The organism is Sediminimonas qiaohouensis DSM 21189 (genome assembly GCF_000423645.1).
Lineage (GTDB): Bacteria > Pseudomonadota > Alphaproteobacteria > Rhodobacterales > Rhodobacteraceae > Sediminimonas > Sediminimonas qiaohouensis.
In genome coordinates this window covers 49,355-73,097 of the sequence record NZ_AUIJ01000002.1, presented here as the reverse complement: position 1 = coordinate 73,097, position 23,743 = coordinate 49,355, and the positions used below count along the sequence as shown (strand labels likewise).

The window sequence follows — 23,743 nt, the reverse complement described above, 5'->3', positions numbered from 1 at the left end:
GCATGTTGGCACGGGCAGCGGCCGATATCGTGCCGGGGATGTGCGTGAACCTTGGCATCGGGCTGCCGACGCAGGTGGTGGGGCATCTGCCCGCCGGGATGCCGGTGTGCCTGCACTCGGAAAACGGCATTTCCGGCGTCGGGCCGGTCATGCCTGCGGGGCAGGAAGATCGCAACCTGATCGACGCAGGCGGCAGCTATGTCTCGACCCTGCCGGGGGGCGCGTATTTCGACAGTGCGGTGTCGTTCGCGATAGTGCGGTCCGGGCGGCTGGACTTGACGCTTCTGGGGGCGTTCGAGGTGGCGGCGAACGGGGATCTGGCGAACTGGATCATCCCGGGGCGGTTCTCGCCCGGTGCGGGCGGCGCGATCGAGCTGGCACAGCGGGCGCGTCGGGTTGGCGCGATCACCGCGCATGTGGACAAGGCCGGCAACCCCAAGATCGTCGATCGCTGCACGCTGCCATTGACGGCGTCGGGCAGCGTCAGCCGGATCTATACCGACATGGCGGTGTGCGATGTCACGCCGCGGGGGGTGGTCTTGCGGGAGCTGGCCGAGGGCGTCAGCGTGCGCGAGGTGGTCGAGGCAACCGGCGCGCCGTTGGAGGTGCCGGATGCGCCGCTGCCGGTGTTCTAGACGACAAGCGAGAGGGAGGCACGCGATGACGACGCCAGAAATGGAGCCCGAGGTTGAACCCCGTATCCGCGCCGCGGTGGATGCGCTGTTCGACCGCGAGGTGGCGTTCCTGTCGGAGCTGACGGCGCATCCCTCGACCCGCGGAAATGAGCAGTCGGCGCAAGATTTCATGGCGCGCGAGATGGGCGACCGGGGCCTGTCGGTGGATCGCTGGCAGATCGACCTGGACGATATCCGCGACATGCCGGGGTTCTCGCCGGTGATCGGCGATTACGAGGACGCGGTCAACGTGGTGGGCACCCATGCCAGCCGCCGCCGCACGGGCCGGTCGCTGATCCTCAACGGGCATATCGATGTGGTCCCCGAGGGCCCGCACGACATGTGGGACAGTCCGCCGTTTTCGCCGCGCGTCGATGGCGGCTGGATGTACGGGCGCGGCGCCGGCGACATGAAGGCGGGGCTGGCGGCGAACATCTTTGCGCTGGACGCCCTGCGCGAGATCGGCCTGGCGCCGGGGGCGGATGTGCATGTGCAATCGGTGGTCGAGGAGGAATGCACCGGCAACGGCGCGCTGGCCTGCCTGCAACGCGGCTACCGCGCTGATGCGGTGCTGATCCCCGAGCCGTTCAACGAGACACTGGTCACCGCGCAGGTGGGCGTGATCTGGTTCCAGGTGCACCTGAAGGGGGTGCCCGCGCATGTCGCCTATGCCGGCAGCGGCGCCAACGCGATCGAGGCGGCGATGCCCCTGATCACGGCGCTGCACGCGATGGAGGAGCGCTGGAACGGGGCGGAGCGGCGGCACGGCGATTACGGGCATGTGGATCACCCGCTGAACCTCAATATCGGGCGCATTCAAGGCGGCGACTGGACCAGCTCGGTGCCGGCGTGGTGCGTCTTTGACGTGCGCATGGGCGTGTTCCCTGGTCAGAACCTGGCCGAGGCACGCCGCGAGATCGAGGAGGTGCTGCGCGCCGCCGCGCAAGACAGCGATTTCCTGCGCAACAACCAGCCCGAGATCGTCTATCACGGCTTCATGGCCGAGGGCTATGCTCTGTCGCAAGACCGCTCGACCGCCGCGCGCGACGCCATCGGTGCCTTGGGCGGCGCGCATGAGCGGGTGACGGGCCGGGCGTTGGACACCGCGGCGATTACGGCGACCACGGACGCGCGCTTTTTCGGGCTTTATGCTGACACGCCGGCGCTGGTCTACGGCCCGCGCGCCGAGGCGATCCACGGCTTCAATGAGCGCGTCGATCTGGAAAGCCTGCGGCGCCTGACGCAGACCACAGCACTGTTCATCGCCGAGTGGTGCGGGCTCGAAGACGCCTGAGCGCGGGCTGATAGTGCGGAGGCCTCCGGCGGGAGTATTTTGGGCAAGATGAAGGGCCGGTACGTGCCTTGCCCCTGTTTCTTCTGGCCCAAAATATCCCGGGGGTCCGGGGGCAGCGCCCCCGGCGGGCCGGGCGGGCGCGTCAGCGCAAGCCCTGGTCCTTTGCCCAGTCCTGTGTCCTGTCGAGCACGCGGGCCATGATGGCGGCAATTTCGCGGGCGTCGTCCTCGGTCAGGATCAGCGGCGGGCACAGCGCCAGCGTGTCGCCGATATTACGCATGATCAGCCCTTCGTCGTGGCCGATGTTGAAGGCGGCCAGCCCCAGCTTGCCGACCGGATCGAACGGCGTCTTGCCGGCCTTGTCGGCGACCAGCTCCAGCCCCGCGATCAGGCCCTCGCCGCGCACCTCGCCCACCAGCGGGTGATCCGCGAGTTGGGCCAGTTCGGACTGCAGCACCTGGCCCAGGCGGGCGGCGTTGCCGATCAGGTCCATCTCTTCGATGATCTTGAGGTTTTCCAGCCCCACGGCGGTGGCGACGGGGTGGCCGCTGGCGGTGTAGCCATGCCCGAATGTGCCGATGCGGTGCGAGTTGTCTGCGATGCCGTCATAGATCTCTTCCGAGAAAATAATGGCGGCCAGCGGCATGTAGGACGAGGTGAGCTGTTTCGAGGTCACCATGATATCGGGGGTAAAGCCGTAATGGGTGGCGCCGAAGGCGCTGCCGAGGCGGCCGAAGCCGTTGATCACCTCATCCGCGATCAGCTTGATATCGTGTTTGCGGCAAATCGCCTCGACCCCGGGCCAGTAGCCGGCGGGCGGCGGCATCACACCGCCGGCGGCCATCAACGGCTCGCCGATGAAGCCGGCGATGGTGTCGGCGCCCTCGGCCGCGATCACTTCTTCCAGCTCGGCCAGGAGACGCGCGGTGAACGCCTCTTCGCTCTCGCCGTTCTTGCCGAAGCGGTAGAAATGCGGGCAGGTCAGGTGCGTGACCGGGATCGCCGGCAGGTCAAAATCGCGGTGGTTGTTGGGCAGGCCCGTGAGGCTGCCCGAGGCGACGGTGATGCCGTGATAACCCTTGGTGCGGGCGAGGAACTTTTTCTTCTCTGGCTTGCCGAGGGCGTTGTTCATGTACCACAGCATCTTGACCACTGTATCATTGGCCTCGGACCCCGAATTGGTGAAAAACACGCGCGTGAGGTTGTCCGGCGTCATTTCGACCAGCTTCTCGCCTAGCCGGATCGAGGGCTCGTGCGCCTTGTGCGCGAAGCTATGGTAATAGGGCAGGCGGTCCATCTGGGCGGTGGCCGCATCGCGCAGTCGCGGCTGGTTGAATCCGACGGCGACCGACCACAGCCCGGCCAGCCCCTCGATATAGCGTTTGCCGCCCTGGTCGTAGACGTGGATGCCGTCGCCCCGGTCGATGATGACGGGGCCTTGGGCCTCGTGCGCGCGGGCGTCGGTATAGGGGTGCAGCGCGGTCGAGATATCGACCTGGGCAGAGGAATTGGAAAGCGGTTCCATGGTAGGCTCCTGTTGGGTTTGGTGGCTTTGGCCCCTTCGCGTGGCGTGGCGCGCGCGCGGGGACCGGGTGGTTTTGGCCGCAGTGTGTGGGTCTGGTGCGGGCTTGTCACGCGGATTTGCGGCACGGAGGCCGGGGCGGGGGCATCTGGACTTATCGTTTGTGCGCGGGTGGCTGCATGCGCGGCGGTGCGTCGGGAGGATGTGTCGCCGGGCCATTGACCCTGCTGGTGCGCGGCTTATGGTCTGCCAGACCCGATCACCCCCCTTGGAGGCCGCCACGATGAGCACCGAAACCGCACCGATTGATCCTGTCAAGCTGGACCGTTTGGCCGAGGTGGCCGTGAAGGTGGGGTTGAACCTGCAAGAGGGGCAGGACCTGCTGCTGACCGCGCCGATCGCGGCGGCGCCTTTGGTGCGGCGCATCGCGGTGCATGCGTATGAGGCGGGCGCGGGCGTGGTGACGCCGCTGTTGTCGGATGACCAAGTGACGCTGGCGCGGTTCGCGCATGCCCGCGACGAAAGCTTCGACCGCGCGGCGGGGTGGCTTTACGAGGGGATGGCGCAGGCGTTCGACGCCAATACCGCGCGGTTGGGAGTGGTGGGCGACAACCCGATGCTGCTGTCCAACGAGGATCCCGAGCGTGTGTCGCGCGCGTCCAAGGCGCAATCGGAGGCTTACAAGCCCGCGCGCGAGCGGATCACCGGGTTCGACATCAACTGGAACCTGGTGGCGTGGCCGGGCACGGAGTGGGCGCAGCTGGTGTTCCCGGACCTGCCCGAGGGGGCGGCGGTGGCGAAGCTGGCCGATGCGATATTCGCGGCTTCGCGCGTGGAGGATGCCGATGCCGTGGCCAACTGGCAGGCGCATAACGCGCGGCTCAGGGCGCGGACGGATTGGCTGAATGCGCAGCGGTTCGCGGCGTTGCATTTCACCGGGCCGGGCACCGATCTGCGCGTGGGCCTGGCCGATGGGCACGAATGGATGGGCGGCGCGTCGCTGGCCAAGAACGGGATCGTGTGCAACCCCAACATCCCCAGCGAAGAGGTGTTCACCACGCCGCACGCCGCGCGGGTGGAGGGGCATGTGAGCGCGACCAAGCCGCTTTCGTACCAGGGGACGTTGATCGAGGATATCGCCGTGCGATTCGAATCCGGCCGGATCGTCGAGGCCAGCGCCAGCCGCGGCGAGGCGGTTCTGCACAAGGTTCTGGACAGCGACGAGGGCGCGCGGCGCCTGGGCGAGGTGGCGTTGGTGCCGCATTCCTCGCCAATCTCGCAATCGGGGCTATTGTTTTACAACACGCTGTTCGATGAGAACGCCGCCTGCCACATCGCGCTTGGGCAGTGCTATTCCAAGTGCTTCGAGGGGGGCGATACCCTCAGCCGCGAAGAGATCGCGGCGCGGGGCGGCAACGAGAGCATGATCCATATCGACTGGATGATCGGCTCGGCCGAGATCGACATCGACGGCGTGACAGGGGACGGCAGCCGCGTCCCGGTGTTCCGCAAGGGCGAGTGGGTCTGAGCGGCGCCCGCGCCTGTCATCGCGCTGTTGCAATGGCGCGCTACTGCCTTGGTGTGATCGCAGATACATGGGGCTTGCCCCACGGCGAACGCGATATATAGTGTTAGATGTGCCGGGGCGGTCCCCCGCCCCGTCGCCATCGCAGGGCAGGCTGGGCAGGGAGAATTGCCAGATGGACGGAGACTTCAGGCGCGATTTTGTCAGGGAGCCGGCGGGGCTCAAGCAGAACCCGGCGCTGGTGCTGAATGCGGATTACCGGCCGCTCTCATATTACCCGCTATCGCTGTGGCCCTGGCAGGAGGCGGTCAAGGCGGTGTGGCTGGACCGGGTCGATATCGTGGCCGAGTATGACCACGTGGTGCGAAGCCCGAGCATGCGGATACGAATGCCGTCGGTGGTGGTTCTGAGAGATTACGTCAAACCGAGGAAGCGCGTGGCATTCACGCGCTTCAATCTTTTTCTGCGGGATGAATTTCGCTGTCAGTACTGCGGCACGCGCTCCGATCTGACCTTTGATCACGTGGTGCCGCGCGCCGCCGGGGGCACGACCACGTGGGAAAACGTGGTGGCCGCCTGCGCGCCGTGCAACCTGCGCAAGGGATCGCGGAGCCTGCGGCGCTCGGGGCTGCACCTGCGCAAGACGCCGCGCGCGCCGGGCGCCGAGGAAATGCGCAACATGGGGCGCAAGTTCCCGCCCAACCACCTGCACGAAAGCTGGATCGATTTCCTGTATTGGGATGCCGAGTTGGAGGCGTGAAGGGCTGGTGGTGGGGGGTGGCGCCCCCGCCCGAACAGCGCCCGCAGGGCGCCGGGCGAGCGCCTTTTTGTTCCGGCGGGCTGGCGCTTTGGAGGCCGGGCACTGCCATCGGTAGGGTGGAGGTATTTGGCGGGATAAAGTGTTCAGCTCGGTCGTTGCGGCGTCACCCCAAGGGCAGGCGCTCGCTTGGTTTGTGCTTGGCTCCACACCCCCGCCAATGACAAAGGGCGCCGCGGTGGTGCGGCGCCCTTCGGCGTTCAGGATTGCGGTGCGGCTCAGGAGCCGGTGTTGCCCTTGCCCTGCGAGGCGGCGGCGGCCTCACTGCTGGCGGGTTTGGCCGCTGCGGGCTGCTGTTGCTGGCTGCGTTGCTGCTGTTGCTGCGTTTGCTGCTGGCGCTGCGGTTGCGGTGTGGCCGCGCCCTTGTTCTGGGGCGTGAGCGGGTCATCCTGCCGCTGAACCGAGCCTTCGAAATGGGCGCCGGATTCGATCGCGATGGTCTTGTGGATGATATCCCCTTCGACCCGCGCGGTGGAGGTCAGGCGCACCTTGAGGCCGCGCACACGGCCCACGATGCGACCGTTGATGACCACGTCATCGGCGACGATCTCGCCCTTGATGGTGGCGGATTCGCCGACCGTCAGCAGGTGTGCGCGAATATCGCCTTCGACGGTGCCTTCGACCTGGACATCGCCACTGGTCTTGATGTTGCCGCTGATATGCAGATCCGAGGACAGGGTCGACGCCGGCGGCTTGGGCTTGGCGGGGCTGCTGCTCTTGGGTTCGGCAGGCTTGCTCTGCGCGGCACTTTGGGTGGCTTCGGACGCGGCGGGTTTGCTTGCGTCGTCAGCCTTGGGGCCGGGGTCGTTGATCTTGCTTCTAGAAAACATTTCTCGCAGCCTTGATGTAGGTCATTGGATTGACGGGTTTCCCGTTTACGCGCACTTCGTAGTGAACGTGCGAGCCGGTGGACCGTCCTGAGTTGCCCATATCACCGATATGGTCCCCGCGCGAGACTTTTTGTCCCTTCTTGACGCGGATGCGCGACATATGGGCGTAGCGGGTTTCGACGCCAAATTCGTGCCGGATCTTGACGATGCGGCCATAGCCCGATTGCCAGCCGGCATAGGTGACAACGCCATCGGCGGTGGCGAAAATGTCGGTACCCATGGGGGCGGCGAAATCGACGCCGTCATGCATGCGGTTGCCGCCGGTGACGGGGTGGCGGCGATTGCCGAAAGGGCTGGTAAAGCGGAACGAGGCGCGCACCGGGTTGTTGAACGGCGCCTTTTCGGCGGCGATGCGGTAGAGGTTGAGCTTGTCCATCTGCTGCAAGATACGGTTGGCGCGCACTTCGTCCGGGGTCAGTTCCTGGCTCTTGGTGGAAAACGATATCGGCATCAGCGGCCCGCCTTGCCCGGAATAGCCCGAGCGCACCTGGTCGAGGATGGTCTCAGTATTCATCCCGGCCGAGCGGAACATCTTGTCGAGCGGCTTGACCGAGACGGCCATCGCCTCTTCAAGCTGGCGGAAGATCTGATCGTTCTGGTCCTGCATCAGGCGGATCTGAAATTCCAGCTCCTTGGCGGTTTTCACCGCGTCCTGCGCGTCGGTGGCGATGATGTCACGTTCCGTCGCGGTATCGGCGAGGGCGGCGATCACCATGTCCATGGCCTCGGATTCGGCCTCGGTCACGTTGGCTTGCGACGCGGATTGGTCGCCATCCGTGAGCGCGGCGACCTTTCGCTTTATGGCGTCGCGTTCCTTGAGGGTACGGCGCAGGGTGGTCTGGATCACGTCGATCCCTGTCTCCAACTCGCGCCGACGGGTTTCCGAGGCCAGCAACTCTGTCTGCATTTGCGAGACCTGCTCAAGCGTGCTGTTGAACCGCTCTTGCGCGGCCTGCGCCTCGCTGGCGCGGGCATCGCGTTCTTGCGCAAGGGCGTTGAGCCGCGCCTCGTATGTTTGCTGATCGCGGCGGGCCTGGTCGCGGAAATTTCCCGCGCCGATCGAATCCATCAAGATGATCGCGGTGGCGATAATCGCCCAGGCCACCAGCAGCGTACTGCCGGCAAAGCCGATCATCTGGGTGTGCGGCCTGAGCCGGATGAAGCGGGTATCGGTATCGGACTTCAGGAAGAGCCGACGCTCGGGAAACCAGGCCTCGAGCATCGTGTCGAAACGAATTGCCAGTCGTGTTCTCAATGGTTCGTGCCCCTTGATCCGTCCCTTTGTGCGCGCCCCGTGTTATGCTGTCCAGGGCTTTGGATTTGATTAACCAGTGAGCGCGCGCAGGGCAACCGCTTTCCGCCCGCGAGGGCGCTCGCAGGGCCGTGCAGGGCCGGAATTTGGCAAAAAACCGCCGAAATGAAGCGCTTGAGCGACATTGCTCAGGCGAAGCAAGCTCACATGGCGCGCGCGGCGGCAAGGACCGCGGCGGCGTGATCGGGCACCTTGACCTTGCGCCAGGCGCGGGCGATTTGCCCCGATCCGTCGATCAGGAACGTCGAGCGTTCGATCCCCCAGAAGGCTTTTCCGTACATCTTTTTCTCCCGCCAGGTGCCGTAATCCTCGCACACTGTGCCGTCCGCGTCGGACAGAAGGGGGACGGCGAGGCCGTGCTTGGCGGCGAATTTTTCATGGCTGGCGAGACTGTCCTTGGAGATGCCGAACACCTTGACGCCCAATGCCGCGAAATCATCCGCGAGGGCGGTGAAATCGGTCGCCTCGCGTGTGCAGCCCGAGGTGTCGTCGCGCGGATAGAAGAACAGGACAACGGGCGCCGGGCGCAGCGCCGACAGCGTGACGCGGGTGCCGTCATCGCAGGGCAGGGTGAAATCGGGGGCGGTGTCGGGCGCGTCGAGCATGTGCTATTCCTTTTCTGCGGACAAAAAGCGAGTTTCATATTAGGGCGTGAGCGGCGAGAATAAAGCGCGACCCGCAAGGGCCGTGCGTCGAGGCAGACCAAGACAGACAATGAAATCACCCGATCCCACCTCTTCCCACAGCGAAAAGGCCCCGCGGCGGCGCAGGCGGCGGCGCGTGGGGTTTGCCGCGCTGATCGGGCTGGCGGCGCTGGCGGTGGCGGTGATGTTGCTGGTGGTGTCGGCGATCGGCAGGCCGCTGGAGGCGCCGCAATGGATGCACGAACGGATCGAGGACCGCGCCAGCGCGGCGCTGCCGGGGATGCAGGTGCGCTTTGGCGCGGTGACGCTTGTGGTGTCGCAGGGGTGGCAGCCCAGCTTGCGATTGCAGGACGTGGACCTGAGCGAGGTATCGGGGCGACCGGTTCTGACGCTGAGCGATATTGAGCTGAGCGTCTCGGGCGCGGCGTTGCTGGAGGGGCGGATACGGCCCGGGCGGGTGCGCCTGTCGGGGGCGCGGGTCAAGGTGCGGCGCACGCCGGACGGGGTGTTCGATCTGTCGCTGGGGGCGGACCTGCGCCCGCTGGGGCAGGCGGTAAGCGCGGCGCAGATCGTCGAGGCGGTGGATGCCCTGATGGCACGGCCGCAGCTATCGTCGCTGCGCAGCGTCACCGCCGAGGCGCTGACCGTGCGCTATGAGGATGCGCGCGCGGGGCGGGCCTGGACGGTGGATGGCGGGCGGCTGCGCCTGACGCGGGAGCAAGGAGAGCTGAGCGTGAGCGGCGACTTCGCCCTTCTTGGCGGGTATGATTACGCCACCACGCTCGAGCTGAGCTATTCCAGCGCGCTTGGCTCGTCCGCGGCGCAATTCGGGATGAGCTTTCGCGACATGGCGGCGGCCGACATTGCCGACCAGGCGCCGGCGCTGGCGTGGCTGAACGTGCTGCGGGCGCCGATTTCGGGGGCGATCCGGGCGTCGCTGAACGGGGCGGGGGCGCTTGGGCCGCTGAACGCGACGTTGCAGATCGGGGCGGGCGTTGTGCAACCGACCGAGGCCACGCGCCCGATCCCGTTCGATGCGGCGCGCGCCTACCTGACATATTCGCCGACGACGGAGCAATTGCGCTTTGACGAGGTTTCGGTCAGCAGCAAATGGGTCAGTCTGCGGGCCGAGGGGCGCGCGACGTTGCGGGGGATGCAAGACGGCTGGCCGCGCGAGATGCTGGGGCAGTTCACTCTGCGCGACATCGCCGCCAACCCCGACGCGCTCTATCCCGAGCCGGTGAAGCTTGAGCGGGCCGAGATGGATTTCCGCCTGCGGCTTGATCCATTTTCGCTGGATATCGGGCAGGTCAGCATCACCGACCAGGAACAGGTGCTGCATCTGGACGGAACGCTGGATGCGGGGGCCGGGGGCTGGGCGCTGGCGCTGAACGGAGAGATGGACGCGATCAGCCCCGATCGTGTGGTCGCGCTTTGGCCGCAACGCATCAAGCCGCGCACGCGCAACTGGATCGTCGAGAACCTGCACAGTGCGTCGGTGCACGATATCCGGCTGGCGTATCGCACCGGGATGGATGTCCGCCAGACCGTGTTCCTAGAGTTCGAGTTCGACGAGGCCGAGGTGACATACGCGCGCCAATTGCCGGTTCTGCACGGCGGCGCGGGGCATGCGACGTTGATGAATAACCGCTTTGTCGTAACCGCCGCGCGCGGGCATGTCACGCCCCCGCAGGGCGGCGCGCTGGACGTGGCGGGCACCAGCCTGGTGGTGCCCGATGTGCGCATCCACGAGGCGCCGGCGACGGTGCATTTGCGATCGCAAAGCACGATCACGGCGGCGCTTTCGATGCTGGACAGCGATCCGCTCAACTTTATCGAGAAAGCGGGACAGCCGGTGACGCTGGCCGACGGGCGTGCGGAGGTGCGCGCCTCGCTCGCGCTGAGGCTGAAGAAGGGGTTGCAGCCCGAGGAGGTAGTGTTTTCCGCGCGCGGGCACTTGCGCGACGTGCGCAGCGAAAAGATCGTGCCGGAGCGGGTATTGGCGGCGCCGCTGCTGGAGGTGGAGGCCGACAATGACGCGGTGACCATCAGTGGCAAGGGCCGGGTCGGTCGCGTGCCATTCGATGCCGTATGGCACAGCGGGTTGCGCAAGGAGGATGCGGGCAAAAGCCGCGTAGACGGCACCGTGACCCTGTCGCAGGAGTTCGTCGAGGAGTTCCGCGTTGGCCTACCGCCTGGGTCCGTTTCGGGGCGAAACGCGGCGCCTTTCGAGATCGTGTTCAATCGCGGCAGCCAACCGGCGTTTACCCTGCAATCGGATCTGGCGGGGCTGGGTTTGAACCTGCCGTGGATCGGCTGGGCCTTGCCCGAGGCGGGGCAGGGGCGGCTGGAGGTGGCAGGCGCACTAGGAGAGCCGCCGCGCATCGACCGGCTATCGCTGGAGGCGGATGGGCTGGAGCTGTCGGGGCAGGTGAGCCTGGCCGAGGGCGGGACGCTGGAGCGCGCGGAGTTCATCAACGTGCGCGTCGAGGATTGGCTGAACGCGCCGGTGGAGTTGGTCGGGCGCGGCCCGCAAACTGCGCCCGAGGTGCGCGTAACGGGCGGGTGGATCGATCTGCGGCGCACCTCGGCGGCGGGCATTGGCGGCGGTGACGGTGAAGGCGGCCAGGCGGGGAATGGCGGACCGCTGATCCTGTCGCTGGACCGTTTGCAGGTGTCCGAAGGGATTGCCCTGCGCGACTTCGAGGGGCAGTTTTCCACCGCCGGCGGGCTGGACGGGACCTTTACCGGGGCGGTCAACGGCGAGGCGCAGGTGACGGGCCGGGTGGTGCCGCAAGGCGGGCGCAGCGCGTTTCGCATCCAATCGGCTGATGCCGGCGCGGTGTTCGCGGCGGCGGGGCTGTTGAAACAGGCGCGGCGGGGGGCAATGGACCTGACTTTGCTGCCGGTGGGGGCACCGGGCACTTATGACGGGCAGCTCAAGGTGCGCGACGTGTGGCTGCGCAACGCTCCGGCGATGGCGGCGCTGCTGAACGCCGTGAGCGTGGTGGGCATCTTGGAGCAGTTGAGCGGCAATGGCCTGCTGTTTGGCGAGGTCGATGCGCAGTTCCGCCTGACCCCGTCGCGGGTGGTGGTGGAATCGAGCAGCGCGGTCGGCGCGTCTCTGGGTCTGTCTATGGACGGGATTTACAGTCTCAAGAGTGGACGCATGGACATGCAGGGGGTGATCTCGCCGTTTTACATGTTCAACGCGATCGGTTCGATCCTGACGCGCAAGGGCGAGGGGCTCATCGGGTTCAATTACCGGATGCGCGGCACCGCCGAGGATCCGCGCGTGCAGGTCAATCCGCTATCGATCTTTACACCGGGCATGTTCCGCGAGATATTCCGCCGCCCGCCGCCGGACCCCGACTCGGGCGAGGGGGCGCAGGCGCCGAAACGGCAACCGCCAAAGCAGCAGACAAGGCCATAACCCCCGCCATGAAACTGAGCGATTTCGATTTCGATTTGCCCGAGCGGCTGATCGCGACGCGACCCGCGCGCCCGCGCAGCGCGGCGCGGATGCTGGTGGCCGCGGGGGATGCGATCAGCGATGCGCATGTCTATCAGCTCCCCGATTGGCTGCGCCCCGGCGATCGTTTGGTGCTGAACGATACGCGAGTGATCCCGGCGCGCCTGTCGGGGCTGCGCCATCGCAGCGGTGAGGCGGGCGAGACGGCCGCGCGGATCGAGGTGACGCTGCTTGAGCCGGCGGCGCAGGGGGGCTGCTGGCAGGCGCTGCTGAAGCCGCTCAAGAAGGTGCGCGACAGCGAGACGATCACGTTCGGCGACGGGTTCAGCGCAACCGTGGTCTCGCGCGGCGAGGGGCGCGCGGTGCTGGAATTCAACCTGAGCGGCGATGATTTCGACGCCGCGCTGGAGCGGGCGGGCGCGATGCCGCTACCACCCTATATCGCGGCGCGACGGGCGGCGGATGCGCAGGACAAGACCGACTATCAGACGGTATGGGCGCGCAGCCCCGGCGCGGTGGCGGCGCCGACCGCGTCGCTGCATTTCGACGATGCGCTGTTGGCCGCGCTGGAGGCGCGGGGCGTGACGTTCAGCCATGTCACCTTGCACGTTGGCGCGGGCACGTTCCTGCCGGTGAAGGTCGAGGATGTGACCACCCACAAGATGCATGCCGAATGGGGCGAGGTTAGCGCGCAGGCCGCGCAAGAGATCGCGCAGACCCGCGAGGGGGGCGGCCGGGTGATCCCGGTGGGCACCACCGCGCTGCGCCTGATTGAGACGGCGGCGCGCGAGACAGGCCGGATCGCGCCGTGGCGGGGTGAGACGGATATCTTTATCTATCCCGGCTTCAGGTTCCGGGTTACGGATGCGTTGATCACGAATTTCCACCTGCCGAAATCGACGCTGCTGATGCTGGTGGCGGCGCTGATGGGGCGCGATACGATCGCGCGCATCTACGACCATGCGGTGGCGCATGGATACCGGTTCTTTTCCTATGGCGACGCGTCGCTGTTGATCCCGGCGCCGGAGTCTGACAGCAGTCGATAGTGCCCGGCCTGCGTCGCAATCCGGACAGACACCGGGCGGGAGAGGGGCGTATGCGCCTGACATCGCGCGCCGCAAGCCGGCCATCCCGCCGCACATTTTTCGGAGTCTCACGATGATTAAGTTTGCCTCGAACGCATGGGCCCTGTTGTTGGGCATGATGCTGTTGATGATCGGCAACGGCTTGCAGGGCACGCTTTTGGGTGTCCGCGGCGAGATCGAGGGGTTTTCGACCTACCAGATGTCGCTGGTGATGTCGGCGTATTTCGTGGGTTTCCTTGGCGGCTCGAGGATGGCGCCCGAGATGATTCGCCGCGTCGGGCATGTGCGGGTGTTCGCCGCGTTGGCCAGCTTCATCTCGGCGGTGCTGATCCTCTATCCGACATTTGCCGATCCGTGGGCGTGGACCATCGGGCGCGTGGTGATCGGGTTCTGTTTCTCGGGCGTTTACGTGACCGCCGAAAGCTGGCTCAACAACGCCGCCACCAACGAGACGCGCGGCCAGGCGCTCTCGCTTTACATGATGGTGCAGATGGCGGGGATCGTGGCGGCGCAGGGCTTGCTGCTGGTGGCTGATCCTTCGGGGTTCATTTTGTTCGTGATCCCTTCGGTGCTGGTGTCGATCTCGTTCGCGCCGATCCTGTTGTCGATCACGCCGACGCCGGCGTTTGACACGGCCAAGCCGATGACACTGCGCCAGATCATGCGCGTCTCGCCCCTTGGATGCGTAGGGATGTTCCTGCTGGGGGGCGTGTTTGCGTCGCAATTCGGTATGGCGGCGGTCTACGGCGCGAAGGCGGGGCTGGAGCTGGGCCAGATCGCGATGTTCGTATCCTCCTTCTATATCGGGGCGACGCTGCTGCAGTTTCCGCTTGGCTGGCTGTCGGACGGGATGGACCGGCGGCTTTTGATCATGGTGGTCGCGGCCATTGGCGGCGGCGGCGCGGTTTTGGGCATGATCGCCGGCGGATCGTTCACGATTCTGCTGATCGCGGCGTTCCTGATCGGGGGGATGAGCAACCCGCTCTATTCGCTGCTGATCGCCTATACCAACGATTTTCTTGAGCTTGATGACATGGCCGCCGCGTCCGGCGGGATGGTGTTCATCAACGGGGTTGGCGCGATTGCCGGGCCGCTGATCGCCGGGTGGTTGATGGGCATAATCGGCGCGCCGGGCTTTTTCCTGCAGATCGCGCTCTTGCTGGTGGCGCTCGCGGGCTACGCCGCCTACCGTATGACGCAGCGCGCCGCACCCGATGTCGAGGACACCGCCAGCTATGCGCCGGTGTCGCCGTCCGCATCGCCCGTGGCGGTGGGGATTGCGCAGGAATACGCGGCGGAAACGGCGCAGGACGAGGCGGAAAATTCTTTGTGATGTTGCAGTTGTTGCAAAAGTTTACTGTTCAAATCGCCCGAGACGAATGTAACACTTTGATTACAGGCAAATCTGGTGAGTTTGAGGAGGCTCGCAATGGTGCAACCGGAAGAAATCCTGTCGTTCTGGCTACAGGAGGTCGGACCAAAGGGTTGGTATGACGCCAATCCCGACCTGGACAGCACGATAAGGGATCGGTTTGGCGACATCTGGCGAGATGCGCAAGGATCGGGCAGTTGTAAGAAGTGGATGACAAACGCGCGCAGTGCGCTGGCGTATATCATCCTGATGGATCAGTTTCCCAGGAACATGTTCCGCGGCACGGCGCAGGCCTTTGCCAGCGACGGTGTCGCGCTGGCGGCGGCAAAGCTGGCGATCGACAGGAAGTGGGACCTGCGGATACCGGAGCCTGAGCGGCAGTTCTTTTACCTGCCGCTGATGCATTCGGAGAACCTTTGCGATCAGGAGCGCTGTGTGCGGCTGATGCTGGAGCGGATGCCGGAGACCGGCTCCGGCAACCTGCTGCATGCCAAGGCGCATCGCGAGGTGATCCGGCTGTTCGGGCGGTTCCCGTATCGTAACGAGGCGCTGTCGCGGCGCTCGACCACGCCGGAGCGCGACTATGTCAGCGACGGCGGGTACGGCACCACCGTGCAAAGCTTGCAGGCCGGCTAAGCGATCCATGCCACGCGCGATGTACGCGGCGTTTCGGCACCGCATTGAAGCCGTGCCGCTGATAGTTTAACGTCAAACTAACAGCGGAATCGGAGGGATGCGCATGGCTGCCAAATCGTTTGATGTGATCGTTATCGGATCTGGTCCGGGCGGCTATGTAGGGGCCATTCGCGCGGCGCAACTGGGGTTGAAGGTCGCGATCGTCGAGCGCGAGAACCTTGGCGGCATTTGCCTCAACTGGGGCTGCATCCCGACCAAGGCGATGCTGCGCTCGGCCGAGGTGTACCACCTGATGCACCGCGCCGGCGAGTTTGGCCTGAAGGCGGGCGATATCGGCTTTGACCTGGACGCGGTTGTGAAACGCTCGCGCAAGGTGGCGGGGCAGCTCAATAGCGGGGTCGGGCACCTCCTGAAAAAGCACAAGGTCAGCGTCTTCATGGGCGAGGCGACGATCCCCGCCAAGGGGCGCGTTGCGGTCAAGACCGACAAGGGCCGCGAGGAATTGCAAGCGCCGTCGATCATCGTGGCGACTGGCGCGCGGGCACGCGACTTGCCCGGGCTGGAGGCCGACGGCGATCGCGTCTGGAGCTATCGTCACGCGCTGCAGGCCTCGCGCATGCCCAAGAAGCTGCTGGTGATCGGATCGGGCGCGATCGGGATCGAGTTTGCCAGCTTCTTCAACACGCTAGGGGCCGAGACGACGGTGGTCGAGGTGATGGACAGCATCCTGCCGGTGGAGGATGCCGAGATCGCCGATTTCGCGCGCAAGCAGTTCAAGAAGCAGGGCATGACGATCATGGAGAAATCCACCGTCAAGCAGCTTGATCGCACCAAGACCAAGGTGACCGCGCATATCGAGAGCGGCGGCAAGGTCGGCAAGCAAGAGTTCGACACGGTGATTTCCGCCGTCGGGATCGTCGGCAATACCGAGGGGCTGGGCCTTGAGGAGTTGGGCGTGAAGGTGGATCGCAGCCATGTCGTGACCGACAAGCACTGCCGCACCGGCGTCGAGGGGATCTATGCCATCGGCGATATCGCCGGCGCGCCATGGCTGGCGCACAAGGCCAGCCACGAGGGCGTGATGGTGGCCGAGCTGATCGCCGGGGGCGACCCGCACCCGGTGGACCCCGATAGCATCGCCGGCTGCACCTACTGCCAGCCGCAGATCGCCAGCGTCGGCCAAACCGAGGCGCAGGCCAAGGAAGCAGGGCGCAAGATCAGGGTCGGGCGGTTCCCGTTCATCGGCAACGGCAAGGCCATCGCATTGGGCGAGGCCGAGGGCCTGGTCAAGACGGTGTTCGACGCGGATACCGGTGAGCTGATTGGCGCGCACATGGTTGGCGCCGAGGTGACGGAGTTGATCCAGGGGTATGTCGTGGGGCGGACGCTTGAGACGACCGAGGCGGAGCTGATGAACTCGGTCTTCCCGCATCCGACGCTATCGGAGATGATGCACGAATCGGTTCTGGACGCGTATGATCGGGCGATCCATTACTGATTTACCGCGAGTGCGAAAGTAGCAACATTTTCAGTTGTGCGCCGGATCGCAAGGTGATCCGGTTCGCGGCTATCCTCGGGGCCTGGCGCGAACAATATCACCGCGTGCAGGGGCCGCCTGCGGCGATCCAGTCGGCAAGGCCGCCGGCGTTGCGCACATCCTCGTATCCCAGTTGCCGCAGAAGTCGCGCGGCCATGCCCGAGCGCGCACCGCTGGCGCAATAAAGCGCGAGCGGCTTGCCCTGCGACAGGCGCGCGTCATGGTCCGGGTGGCGCGGATCGGCGACCATCGGCAGGCGCGTCATGGGGATGTGCAGCGCGCCTTTGGCCTGCCCTGTCTGGGCCAGCTCCGCGGCATCGCGGATGTCGATCAGCGTGACCTCGTCCTTGGCGACCTGATCGATCAGGTCGTCAAGCTGTGCCTTGGGCTGAGGGGCGCGCATGAAGCCAAGCATGTCATGTCCTCGGATGTGTTGTTTTGTCCGCGTGATATCGGATCGGCGGTGCGGGGTTCAAGATGCGCGCGGCAAATAAATGCATAAAACGGAATGTTTGTGCCGTTACGATGCAATATTGCGCAAACTGCGGATGTGAATTAAAGAATGTTCATCTAATGTTCGCATTTTTGGGTTGGCGATCCGGGGCGGCTCAACTATCTGTTAACCAGCAAGGCCGGGGGCTGTGATGGCGGAACTCAAGAAAATCGAGGTGCGCGGCGCGCGCGAGCATAACCTCAAGAGCATCGACGTGGATATTCCGCGCGATCAGTTGGTGGTGATCACCGGGCTTTCGGGGTCGGGCAAGTCGTCGCTGGCGTTCGATACGATCTATGCCGAGGGGCAGCGCCGCTATGTCGAATCGCTGTCAGCTTATGCGCGGCAGTTCCTGGACATGATGCAAAAGCCGGACGTCGATCACATCACCGGCCTGAGCCCGGCGATTTCGATCGAGCAAAAAACCACGTCGAAAAATCCCCGCTCGACCGTGGGCACGGTGACGGAAATCTATGACTACATGCGCCTTCTGTTCGCGAGGGCCGGCACGCCCTATAGCCCGGCCACGGGCCTGCCGATCGAGGCGCAGCAGGTGCAGGACATGGTCGACCGGGTGATGGCGATGGAAGAGGGCACGCGCGCCTATCTTCTGGCCCCGATCGTGCGCGACCGCAAAGGCGAATACCGAAAGGATTTCATGGAGTTGCGCAAGCAGGGGTTCCAGCGCGTCAAGGTCGACGGCGCGTTTCACGATTTGGACGAGCCGCCCACGCTCGACAAGAAATTCCGCCACGATATCGACGTGGTGGTTGACCGAATCGTGGTGAAGGACGGGCTTGAGACGCGTCTAGCCGACAGTTTCCGCACCGCGCTGGACCTGACATCGGGGCTGGCGGTTCTCGAGACCGCCCCGCGTGAGGGCGAGCCGGAGCGGATCATGTTCTCGGAAAGCTTCGCCTGCCCGGTGTCGGGGTTCACCATCCCCGAGATCGAGCCGCGGCTGTTTTCGTTCAACGCGCCGTTCGGAGCGTGCCCCGATTGCGACGGCCTTGGCAAGGAGCTGTTTTTCGACGAACGCCTTGTGGTGCCCGATCAGAACCTCAAGATCAGCGATGGCGCTCTGGCGCCGTGGCGCAAGGGTAAATCGCCCTACTTCCTGCAGACGATCGAGGCGATCGCCAAGCATTACGGGTTTGACAAGAACGCCCGCTGGAAGGATCTGTCGCCGGAGGTGCAGCAGGTGTTCCTCTATGGCTCGGGCGCGGACGAGATCCAGTTCCGCTATGACGAGGGCGGGCGCGTCTACCAGGTCAGCCGCGCATTCGAGGGGGTGATCCCCAACATGATGCGTCGCTACCGCGAAACCGATAGCGCCTGGGTGCGCGAAGAGTTCGAGCGTTACCAAAATAACCGCCCCTGCGGCACCTGCAACGGCTATCGCCTGCGCGAAGAGGCGCTGGCGGTGCGGATCGGGGATCTGCATATCGGCAAGGTCGTCGAGATGTCGATCAAGGAGGCGCATGCATGGTGCGACGGCGTGCCCGGGCAGTTGAGCGCGCAAAAGAACGAGATCGCGCGCGCCATCCTCAAGGAAATCCGCGAGCGGTTGAGTTTTCTCAACAATGTCGGGTTGGAATACCTGACGCTGTCACGCTCCAGCGGCACGTTGTCGGGCGGCGAAAGCCAACGTATCCGCCTGGCCAGCCAGATCGGCAGCGGCCTGACCGGGGTCTTGTATGTTCTGGACGAGCCATCCATCGGGCTGCATCAGCGCGACAATGACCGGCTTCTTGGCACGCTGAAGAACTTGCGTGATCAGGGCAATACCGTGATCGTGGTCGAGCATGACGAAGAAGCGATCCGCGAGGCCGATTACGTGTTCGACATCGGCCCCGGCGCGGGTGTGCATGGCGGGCAGGTGGTCAGTCACGGCACCCCAGAAGAGGTGGCGGGCGATGCGGCGTCGCTGACCGGGCAATACCTGTCGGGCGCGCGCGAGATCGCCGTGCCGGGCAAGCGGCGCAAGGGCAACCGCAAAAAGGTGACGGTGGTCGGCGCGACCGGCAACAACCTGGCCCACATGACGGCGGAGTTCCCGCTGGGCAAGCTGGTATGCGTGACGGGCGTGTCGGGCGGCGGCAAATCGACCCTGACGGTCGAGACCCTGTTCAAGACGGCGTCGATGCGCCTGAACGGGGCGCGGCAGACGCCGGCGCCCTGCGAGACGATCAAGGGGTTGGAGCATCTGGACAAGGTGATCGACATCGACCAGCGCCCGATCGGGCGCACGCCGCGTTCCAACCCGGCCACCTATACCGGCGCCTTTACCCCGATCCGCGACTGGTTTGCCGGTCTGCCCGAGGCGAAGGCGCGCGGCTACAAGCCGGGGCGGTTTTCGTTCAACGTGAAGGGGGGGCGCTGCGAGGCGTGCAAGGGCGACGGCGTTCTGAAGATCGAGATGAACTTCCTGCCCGATGTCTATGTCACCTGCGAGACCTGCAAGGGCGCCCGCTACAATCGCGAAACTTTGGAAATTAGTTTTAAAGGCAAGAGCATAGCGGACGTTCTTGATATGACGGTTGAAGAGGCGCAGGACTTCTTCAAGGCGGTGCCGAGCATCCGCGAGAAGATGGATGCGCTGGCGCAGGTGGGCCTTGGGTACATCAAGGTCGGTCAACAGGCGACGACGTTATCGGGCGGCGAGGCGCAGCGCGTGAAGCTAAGCCGGGAGCTGGCCAAGCGGGCGACGGGCCGGACGCTCTATATCCTTGATGAGCCGACGACGGGGCTGCATTTCGACGATGTGAAAAAGCTGCTGGAGGTGCTGCATCACCTGGTTGATGCGGGCAACACCGTAGTGGTGATCGAGCATAACCTTGACGTGATCAAGACTGCCGACTGGATCATCGACATCGGCCCCGAGGGCGGCGATGGCGGCGGCGAGATCGTGGCCGAGGGCACGCCCGAACAGGTGGCCGAGGTAGAGCGCAGCCATACCGGCCGCTACCTCAAGCCGATGCTGAGGGGGCGCACCCTGGCAGCGGAGTAGGGCGCATGAAAAAGGGGCGCGGCGCGCCCCTTTTGGTCATGCGGTGCCGGCGGGCGGGGTTACTTGCGCGCGCAGGTGCTCATCCCGAGGATGGAATAGAGCGGGCAGCTTGACAGCAGCCCGGTGGCCAGCGGGATGATCCCGATCAGGTAGAGCCAGCCATACTTGGCGTCGGGGTTGAGAAAGAACCCCGCGATCAGTGCCGCACCGATCACGATGCGAAGGATGCGGTCGATCGTGCCGACATTCTTGGTCATGAAATAGACCTCCTGTAAAATGAGTCGCGTGTTAACAATACTACAGGGGCGCTGATCTGTCCTGAAAATCGAGGCCCCCGCGCGCAAGTGGCGCGGAGGGCGCACAGGTCTAGCTGCGGCTGCGCTTTTCGAACCGGGGCAGCATGGCGGAGAAGTCCTTGCCCTCGCCGTCTTCTTGCTCGACGAACTGCTCGTATAGCGCGGTGGCGAGTTTTCCCACCGGGGTGTCGGCGTCGGCGGTTTCGGCGGCTTGCTGGCTCAGGCGGAGATCCTTGAGCATCAGCTCGGCCGCGAAACCGGGGGTATAGTCATTGTCGGCGGGCGATTTCGGGCCAACGCCGGGGGCCGGGCAATAGGTGTTCATCGACCACGACTGCCCCGAGGAGGTGGACACCACATCGAACATCTTCTGCCGATCGAGGCCCAGCTTGTCAGCCAGCGCGAAGGCCTCGCAGGTGACGATCATGGTGCCGGCAAGGATCATGTTGTTGCACACCTTGGCCGATTGACCGGCGCCCGCCTCGCCGCACAGAACGGCCTTCTGACCCATCACGTCGAACAGTGGCGCGACCTTGTCAAAACCCTCTTGCGTGCCGCCGACCATGAAAGTCAGGGTGCCGCCCGAGGCCCCCCCGATGCCGCCCGAGACGGGCGCGTCGAGGAAATGGATGCCGGCCTTTTCGGCGATGGCGGCGACGGCGCGGGTGTTGTCCACGTCGCTGGTCGAGCTGTCGACAAGGGCCGCCCCCGCCTGCATCACCGGCAGGATCTGGTCGGCGACGGCGTGCATGATGGCGCCGTTGGGCAGCATGGTGATCACCACGTCGGCGCCATTGGCCGCCTCTTCGACGGTGGCGGCGTTGCTGACGCCCTCGATAGAGACGTCGGCCATGTCAAAGCCCGTCACGTCATGCCCGGCCGCGGCGAGGTTGGCGGCCATCGGACCGCCCATGTTGCCCAGCCCGATAAATCCGATTTTCATGTCGTCTTCTCCTCAAGGGTTAGGGCGTCATCGCCCAATGGCAGAAGCATCTGCGACACCGCCACGTCGGGCAGGGCATGCAGGGTATGCTTCCAGTGTGGATTGCGGTCCTTGTCGATGATGGCGGCGCGCACCCCTTCGAGGAAATCGCCCTGGTCCATGGACCGGAAGGTAAAGCGGTATTCAAGATCCAGCGCGCGGCGGATCTCGGCCGAGGGGCCGCGCAGGCGGTGGATCATTTCCACGGTGCAGCCCATCGACAGGGGCGAGTTGCGGCCCATCTGCTTGAGGGCGGCGGCGGTGAATTCATTCTCCTGCGCTTGCAGGCTGCGCAGGATATCATCCAGTCGCTCCCCACCGAAATGGGCGGTGATATTGTCCATCTGGGTGCTGAGATCGGAGGCGGGCGGCGCCTCGGCGCAGGGGCGCTCGGCGGCGTCGATGTCGCCGGCTGCGCACAGATCGGCAATCAGGTCAGGCCACGCATCCCGGGGCAGGCAGGCATCGGCGAAGCCCGCGAATATGGCGTCGCCCGCGGACATGCGCGCCGCGGTCAGCCCCAGGTATTCACCCACGCGCCCCGGCGCCCTGGCCAAGAGAAGTGAGCCGCCGACATCGGGCACCAACCCGATGCCGCATTCGGGCATTGCGATCTGCGCGTTGGTGTCCACGATGCGGTGGCTGCCGTGGCACCCGACGCCAACGCCGCCGCCCATGACAAAGCCCTGCATGAGGCTGACCACGGGTTTGGGAAACTCGAACAGCTTGGCGTTCATGCGGTATTCATCGGCCCAGAAGCGGCGGCCATGGACGTAGTCGCCGGCCTTTCCGGTGCGATACAGCTCGGCGATGTCGCCGCCGGCACAGAACGCCTTGTCGCCCGCCGCGTCGATGATCAGCAGATCAACCGCCGCGTCATCGCGCCACGCGTCCAGCGCGGCCTCGATCCTGAGGCACATATCGTAGGTCAGCGCATTGAGCGCCTTGGGCCGGTTGAGCGTGATACGCCCGGCGCGCCCCTGGGTGCGGATATCTATCTCGGCGCTTTCTTCGGTCATGGTTAGCGCTCCGCCAGCAATTGCCGCGCCACGATCAGGCGCATGATCTCGTTCGTGCCCTCAAGGATTTCGTGCACGCGCAAATCGCGCACCAGTTTCTCGATTCCGTAATCGGCCAGGTAGCCGTAGCCGCCATGCAATTGCAGGCACTGGTTGACGGTTTTCGAACCCGCCTCGGTCACGAATTTCTTGGCCATGGCGCAGAACTTGGTGGCGTCCGGCGCGTTCTGGTCCAGCTTCCATGCCGCTTGCCGCAGGAATGTGCGGGCGGCTTGCATCTCGATCTCCATCTCTGCGAGGCGGAATTGCAGGGCCTGGAACTGATCTATCGACTGGCCGAAGGCCTTGCGCTCGCCCATGTAATCCAGCGTCATGTTCAAGGCGGTTTGCGCGGCTCCAAGGCTACAGGCCGCGATGTTGAGGCGGCCGCCGTCCAGCCCGGCCATGGCATAGCCAAAGCCCTTGCCCTCGTCGCCGATCAGGTTGTCGGCGGGGATGGTGCAATCGTCGAACTGCACCTGCCGGGTGGGTTGGCTCCTCCAGCCCATCTTGTCCTCGAGCGCGCCATAACTCAGCCCGTCAGTGCCCGCATCCACGATCACCGTCGAGATGCCCTTGGGCCCGGCCGCATCGCCGGTGCGGCACATGACGACATAAGCGTCGGAATAGCCACCACCCGAGATGAACGCCTTGGTGCCGTTGAGGGTATAGCCCGCGTTGGAACGGGCGGCACGGGTCTTCAGGGCGGCGGCATCGCTGCCCGATCCCGGCTCGGTCAGGCAATAGCTGAGCACGGTATCCATCGACAGAACGCCGGGCATGTAGCGGGACTTGATGTCATCACTGCCGAAGGTGTCGATCATCTTGGCGCACATGTTGTGGATTGACAGGAACGCCGCGACCGAGGGGCAGGCCATCGACAGCGCCTCGAACACCAGCGTGGCGTCAAGGCGGCCCAGCCCGGCGCCGCCGGTTTCCTCGGACACGTAGAGCCCGCCAAAGCCAAGCTGCGCGATTTCCGGCCACAACTCCTTGGGGATGGTACCTTGGGCTTCCCAATCGCGGGCATTGGGTGCGATGCGGTCCTGCCCAAAGGCATGGGCCATGTCGAAAATGGCGGTTTGTTCTTCGGTCAGGGCGAAATCCATGGCTTTCCTCCGCGT

At 65.2% G+C, this 23,743-nt stretch carries 19 protein-coding genes; 10 read left to right on the top strand and 9 right to left on the bottom strand.

Annotation, left to right across the window (positions count from 1 at the left end; translation table 11 throughout):
* The first annotated feature begins 2 nt into the window (after nucleotides 1-2).
* Together G568_RS0102640 and G568_RS0102635 are read left to right on the top strand one after the other, a co-directional pair.
* Nucleotides 3-635: a 3-oxoacid CoA-transferase subunit B gene (locus tag G568_RS0102640; RefSeq protein ID WP_084627312.1), complete on the top strand. Its 633-nt coding sequence runs from the start codon at nucleotides 3-5 to the stop codon at nucleotides 633-635.
* 25 nt (nucleotides 636-660) lie between these two features.
* Nucleotides 661-1,968, top strand: coding sequence for an ArgE/DapE family deacylase (locus G568_RS0102635; protein WP_245582864.1), 1,308 nt, complete (start codon nucleotides 661-663; stop codon nucleotides 1,966-1,968).
* 142 nt (nucleotides 1,969-2,110) lie between these two features.
* Here G568_RS0102635 and G568_RS0102630 read toward each other — a convergent pair whose 3' ends face one another.
* Nucleotides 2,111-3,493 carry an aspartate aminotransferase family protein gene (locus G568_RS0102630; protein ID WP_026756592.1) on the bottom strand — a complete coding sequence of 461 codons (1,383 nt, stop codon included), beginning with the start codon at nucleotides 3,491-3,493 and terminating at the stop codon, nucleotides 2,111-2,113.
* 280 nt (nucleotides 3,494-3,773) lie between these two features.
* Here G568_RS0102630 and G568_RS0102625 point away from each other — a divergent pair, with 280 nt between their 5' ends.
* On the top strand, nucleotides 3,774-5,018 hold the full coding sequence (locus G568_RS0102625) for an aminopeptidase (RefSeq protein ID WP_026756591.1): 1,245 nt from the start codon (nucleotides 3,774-3,776) through the stop codon (nucleotides 5,016-5,018).
* A 172-nt stretch (nucleotides 5,019-5,190) separates the two neighbouring features.
* Nucleotides 5,191-5,775, top strand: coding sequence for an HNH endonuclease (locus G568_RS0102620; RefSeq protein ID WP_026756590.1), 585 nt, complete (start codon nucleotides 5,191-5,193; stop codon nucleotides 5,773-5,775).
* A gap of 275 nt (nucleotides 5,776-6,050) precedes the next feature.
* On the opposite strand, the gene G568_RS18030 is transcribed toward G568_RS0102620, so the two are convergent.
* From G568_RS18030 to G568_RS0102605, 3 genes are all read right to left on the bottom strand, one after another.
* A complete protein-coding gene (locus G568_RS18030; protein WP_084627311.1) occupies nucleotides 6,051-6,662 on the bottom strand; it encodes a bactofilin family protein in 612 nt (203 codons plus the stop codon).
* Nucleotides 6,652-7,977: a M23 family metallopeptidase gene (locus G568_RS0102610; RefSeq protein WP_026756589.1), complete on the bottom strand. Its 1,326-nt coding sequence runs from the start codon at nucleotides 7,975-7,977 to the stop codon at nucleotides 6,652-6,654. The genes G568_RS18030 and G568_RS0102610 overlap by 11 nt, the downstream gene beginning before the upstream one ends.
* A gap of 200 nt (nucleotides 7,978-8,177) precedes the next feature.
* Nucleotides 8,178-8,639 (bottom strand): peroxiredoxin, encoded by a 462-nt coding sequence (locus G568_RS0102605; RefSeq protein WP_026756588.1) that lies wholly within the window; start codon nucleotides 8,637-8,639, stop codon nucleotides 8,178-8,180.
* A 109-nt stretch (nucleotides 8,640-8,748) separates the two neighbouring features.
* On the opposite strand from G568_RS0102605, the gene G568_RS18025 reads away from it, so the two are divergent.
* The 5 genes from G568_RS18025 (at nucleotide 8,749) to lpdA (ending at nucleotide 16,741) form a co-directional block, all read left to right on the top strand.
* Nucleotides 8,749-12,111, top strand: a complete 3,363-nt coding sequence (locus tag G568_RS18025) for an AsmA-like C-terminal region-containing protein (RefSeq protein WP_051202627.1) — start codon at nucleotides 8,749-8,751, stop codon at nucleotides 12,109-12,111.
* Nucleotides 12,112-12,119: 8 nt separating this feature from the next.
* Nucleotides 12,120-13,196 (top strand): tRNA preQ1(34) S-adenosylmethionine ribosyltransferase-isomerase QueA, encoded by a 1,077-nt coding sequence (gene queA, locus G568_RS0102595; RefSeq protein ID WP_026756587.1) that lies wholly within the window; start codon nucleotides 12,120-12,122, stop codon nucleotides 13,194-13,196.
* 112 nt (nucleotides 13,197-13,308) lie between these two features.
* A complete protein-coding gene (locus G568_RS0102590) occupies nucleotides 13,309-14,568 on the top strand; it encodes an MFS transporter (RefSeq protein ID WP_026756586.1) in 1,260 nt (419 codons plus the stop codon).
* 96 nt (nucleotides 14,569-14,664) lie between these two features.
* Nucleotides 14,665-15,243 (top strand): DUF924 family protein, encoded by a 579-nt coding sequence (locus G568_RS0102585; RefSeq protein ID WP_026756585.1) that lies wholly within the window; start codon nucleotides 14,665-14,667, stop codon nucleotides 15,241-15,243.
* Nucleotides 15,244-15,346: 103 nt separating this feature from the next.
* Nucleotides 15,347-16,741 carry a dihydrolipoyl dehydrogenase gene (gene lpdA, locus G568_RS0102580; RefSeq protein ID WP_026756584.1) on the top strand — a complete coding sequence of 465 codons (1,395 nt, stop codon included), beginning with the start codon at nucleotides 15,347-15,349 and terminating at the stop codon, nucleotides 16,739-16,741.
* 97 nt (nucleotides 16,742-16,838) lie between these two features.
* Here the strand turns inward: lpdA and G568_RS0102575 are convergent, their stop codons facing one another.
* Entirely contained in the window at nucleotides 16,839-17,195 is a 357-nt protein-coding gene (locus tag G568_RS0102575; RefSeq protein ID WP_026756583.1) for a rhodanese-like domain-containing protein, read from the bottom strand.
* Nucleotides 17,196-17,424: 229 nt separating this feature from the next.
* Between G568_RS0102575 and uvrA the strand changes: the two genes are divergently transcribed.
* A complete protein-coding gene (gene uvrA, locus G568_RS0102570) occupies nucleotides 17,425-20,283 on the top strand; it encodes an excinuclease ABC subunit UvrA (RefSeq protein ID WP_026756582.1) in 2,859 nt (952 codons plus the stop codon).
* Between the two features lie 59 nt (nucleotides 20,284-20,342).
* On the opposite strand, the gene G568_RS0102565 is transcribed toward uvrA, so the two are convergent.
* From G568_RS0102565 to G568_RS0102550, 4 genes are all read right to left on the bottom strand, one after another.
* On the bottom strand, nucleotides 20,343-20,540 hold the full coding sequence (locus G568_RS0102565) for a YgaP family membrane protein (RefSeq protein WP_026756581.1): 198 nt from the start codon (nucleotides 20,538-20,540) through the stop codon (nucleotides 20,343-20,345).
* Nucleotides 20,541-20,649: 109 nt separating this feature from the next.
* Nucleotides 20,650-21,522, bottom strand: a complete 873-nt coding sequence (gene mmsB / locus G568_RS0102560) for a 3-hydroxyisobutyrate dehydrogenase (protein WP_026756580.1) — start codon at nucleotides 21,520-21,522, stop codon at nucleotides 20,650-20,652.
* Nucleotides 21,519-22,580 carry an enoyl-CoA hydratase/isomerase family protein gene (locus tag G568_RS0102555; RefSeq protein WP_026756579.1) on the bottom strand — a complete coding sequence of 354 codons (1,062 nt, stop codon included), beginning with the start codon at nucleotides 22,578-22,580 and terminating at the stop codon, nucleotides 21,519-21,521. The genes mmsB and G568_RS0102555 overlap by 4 nt, the downstream gene beginning before the upstream one ends.
* Nucleotides 22,581-22,582: 2 nt before the next feature.
* Nucleotides 22,583-23,728: an acyl-CoA dehydrogenase family protein gene (locus G568_RS0102550; RefSeq protein WP_026756578.1), complete on the bottom strand. Its 1,146-nt coding sequence runs from the start codon at nucleotides 23,726-23,728 to the stop codon at nucleotides 22,583-22,585.
* Nucleotides 23,729-23,743: the final 15 nt, after the last annotated feature.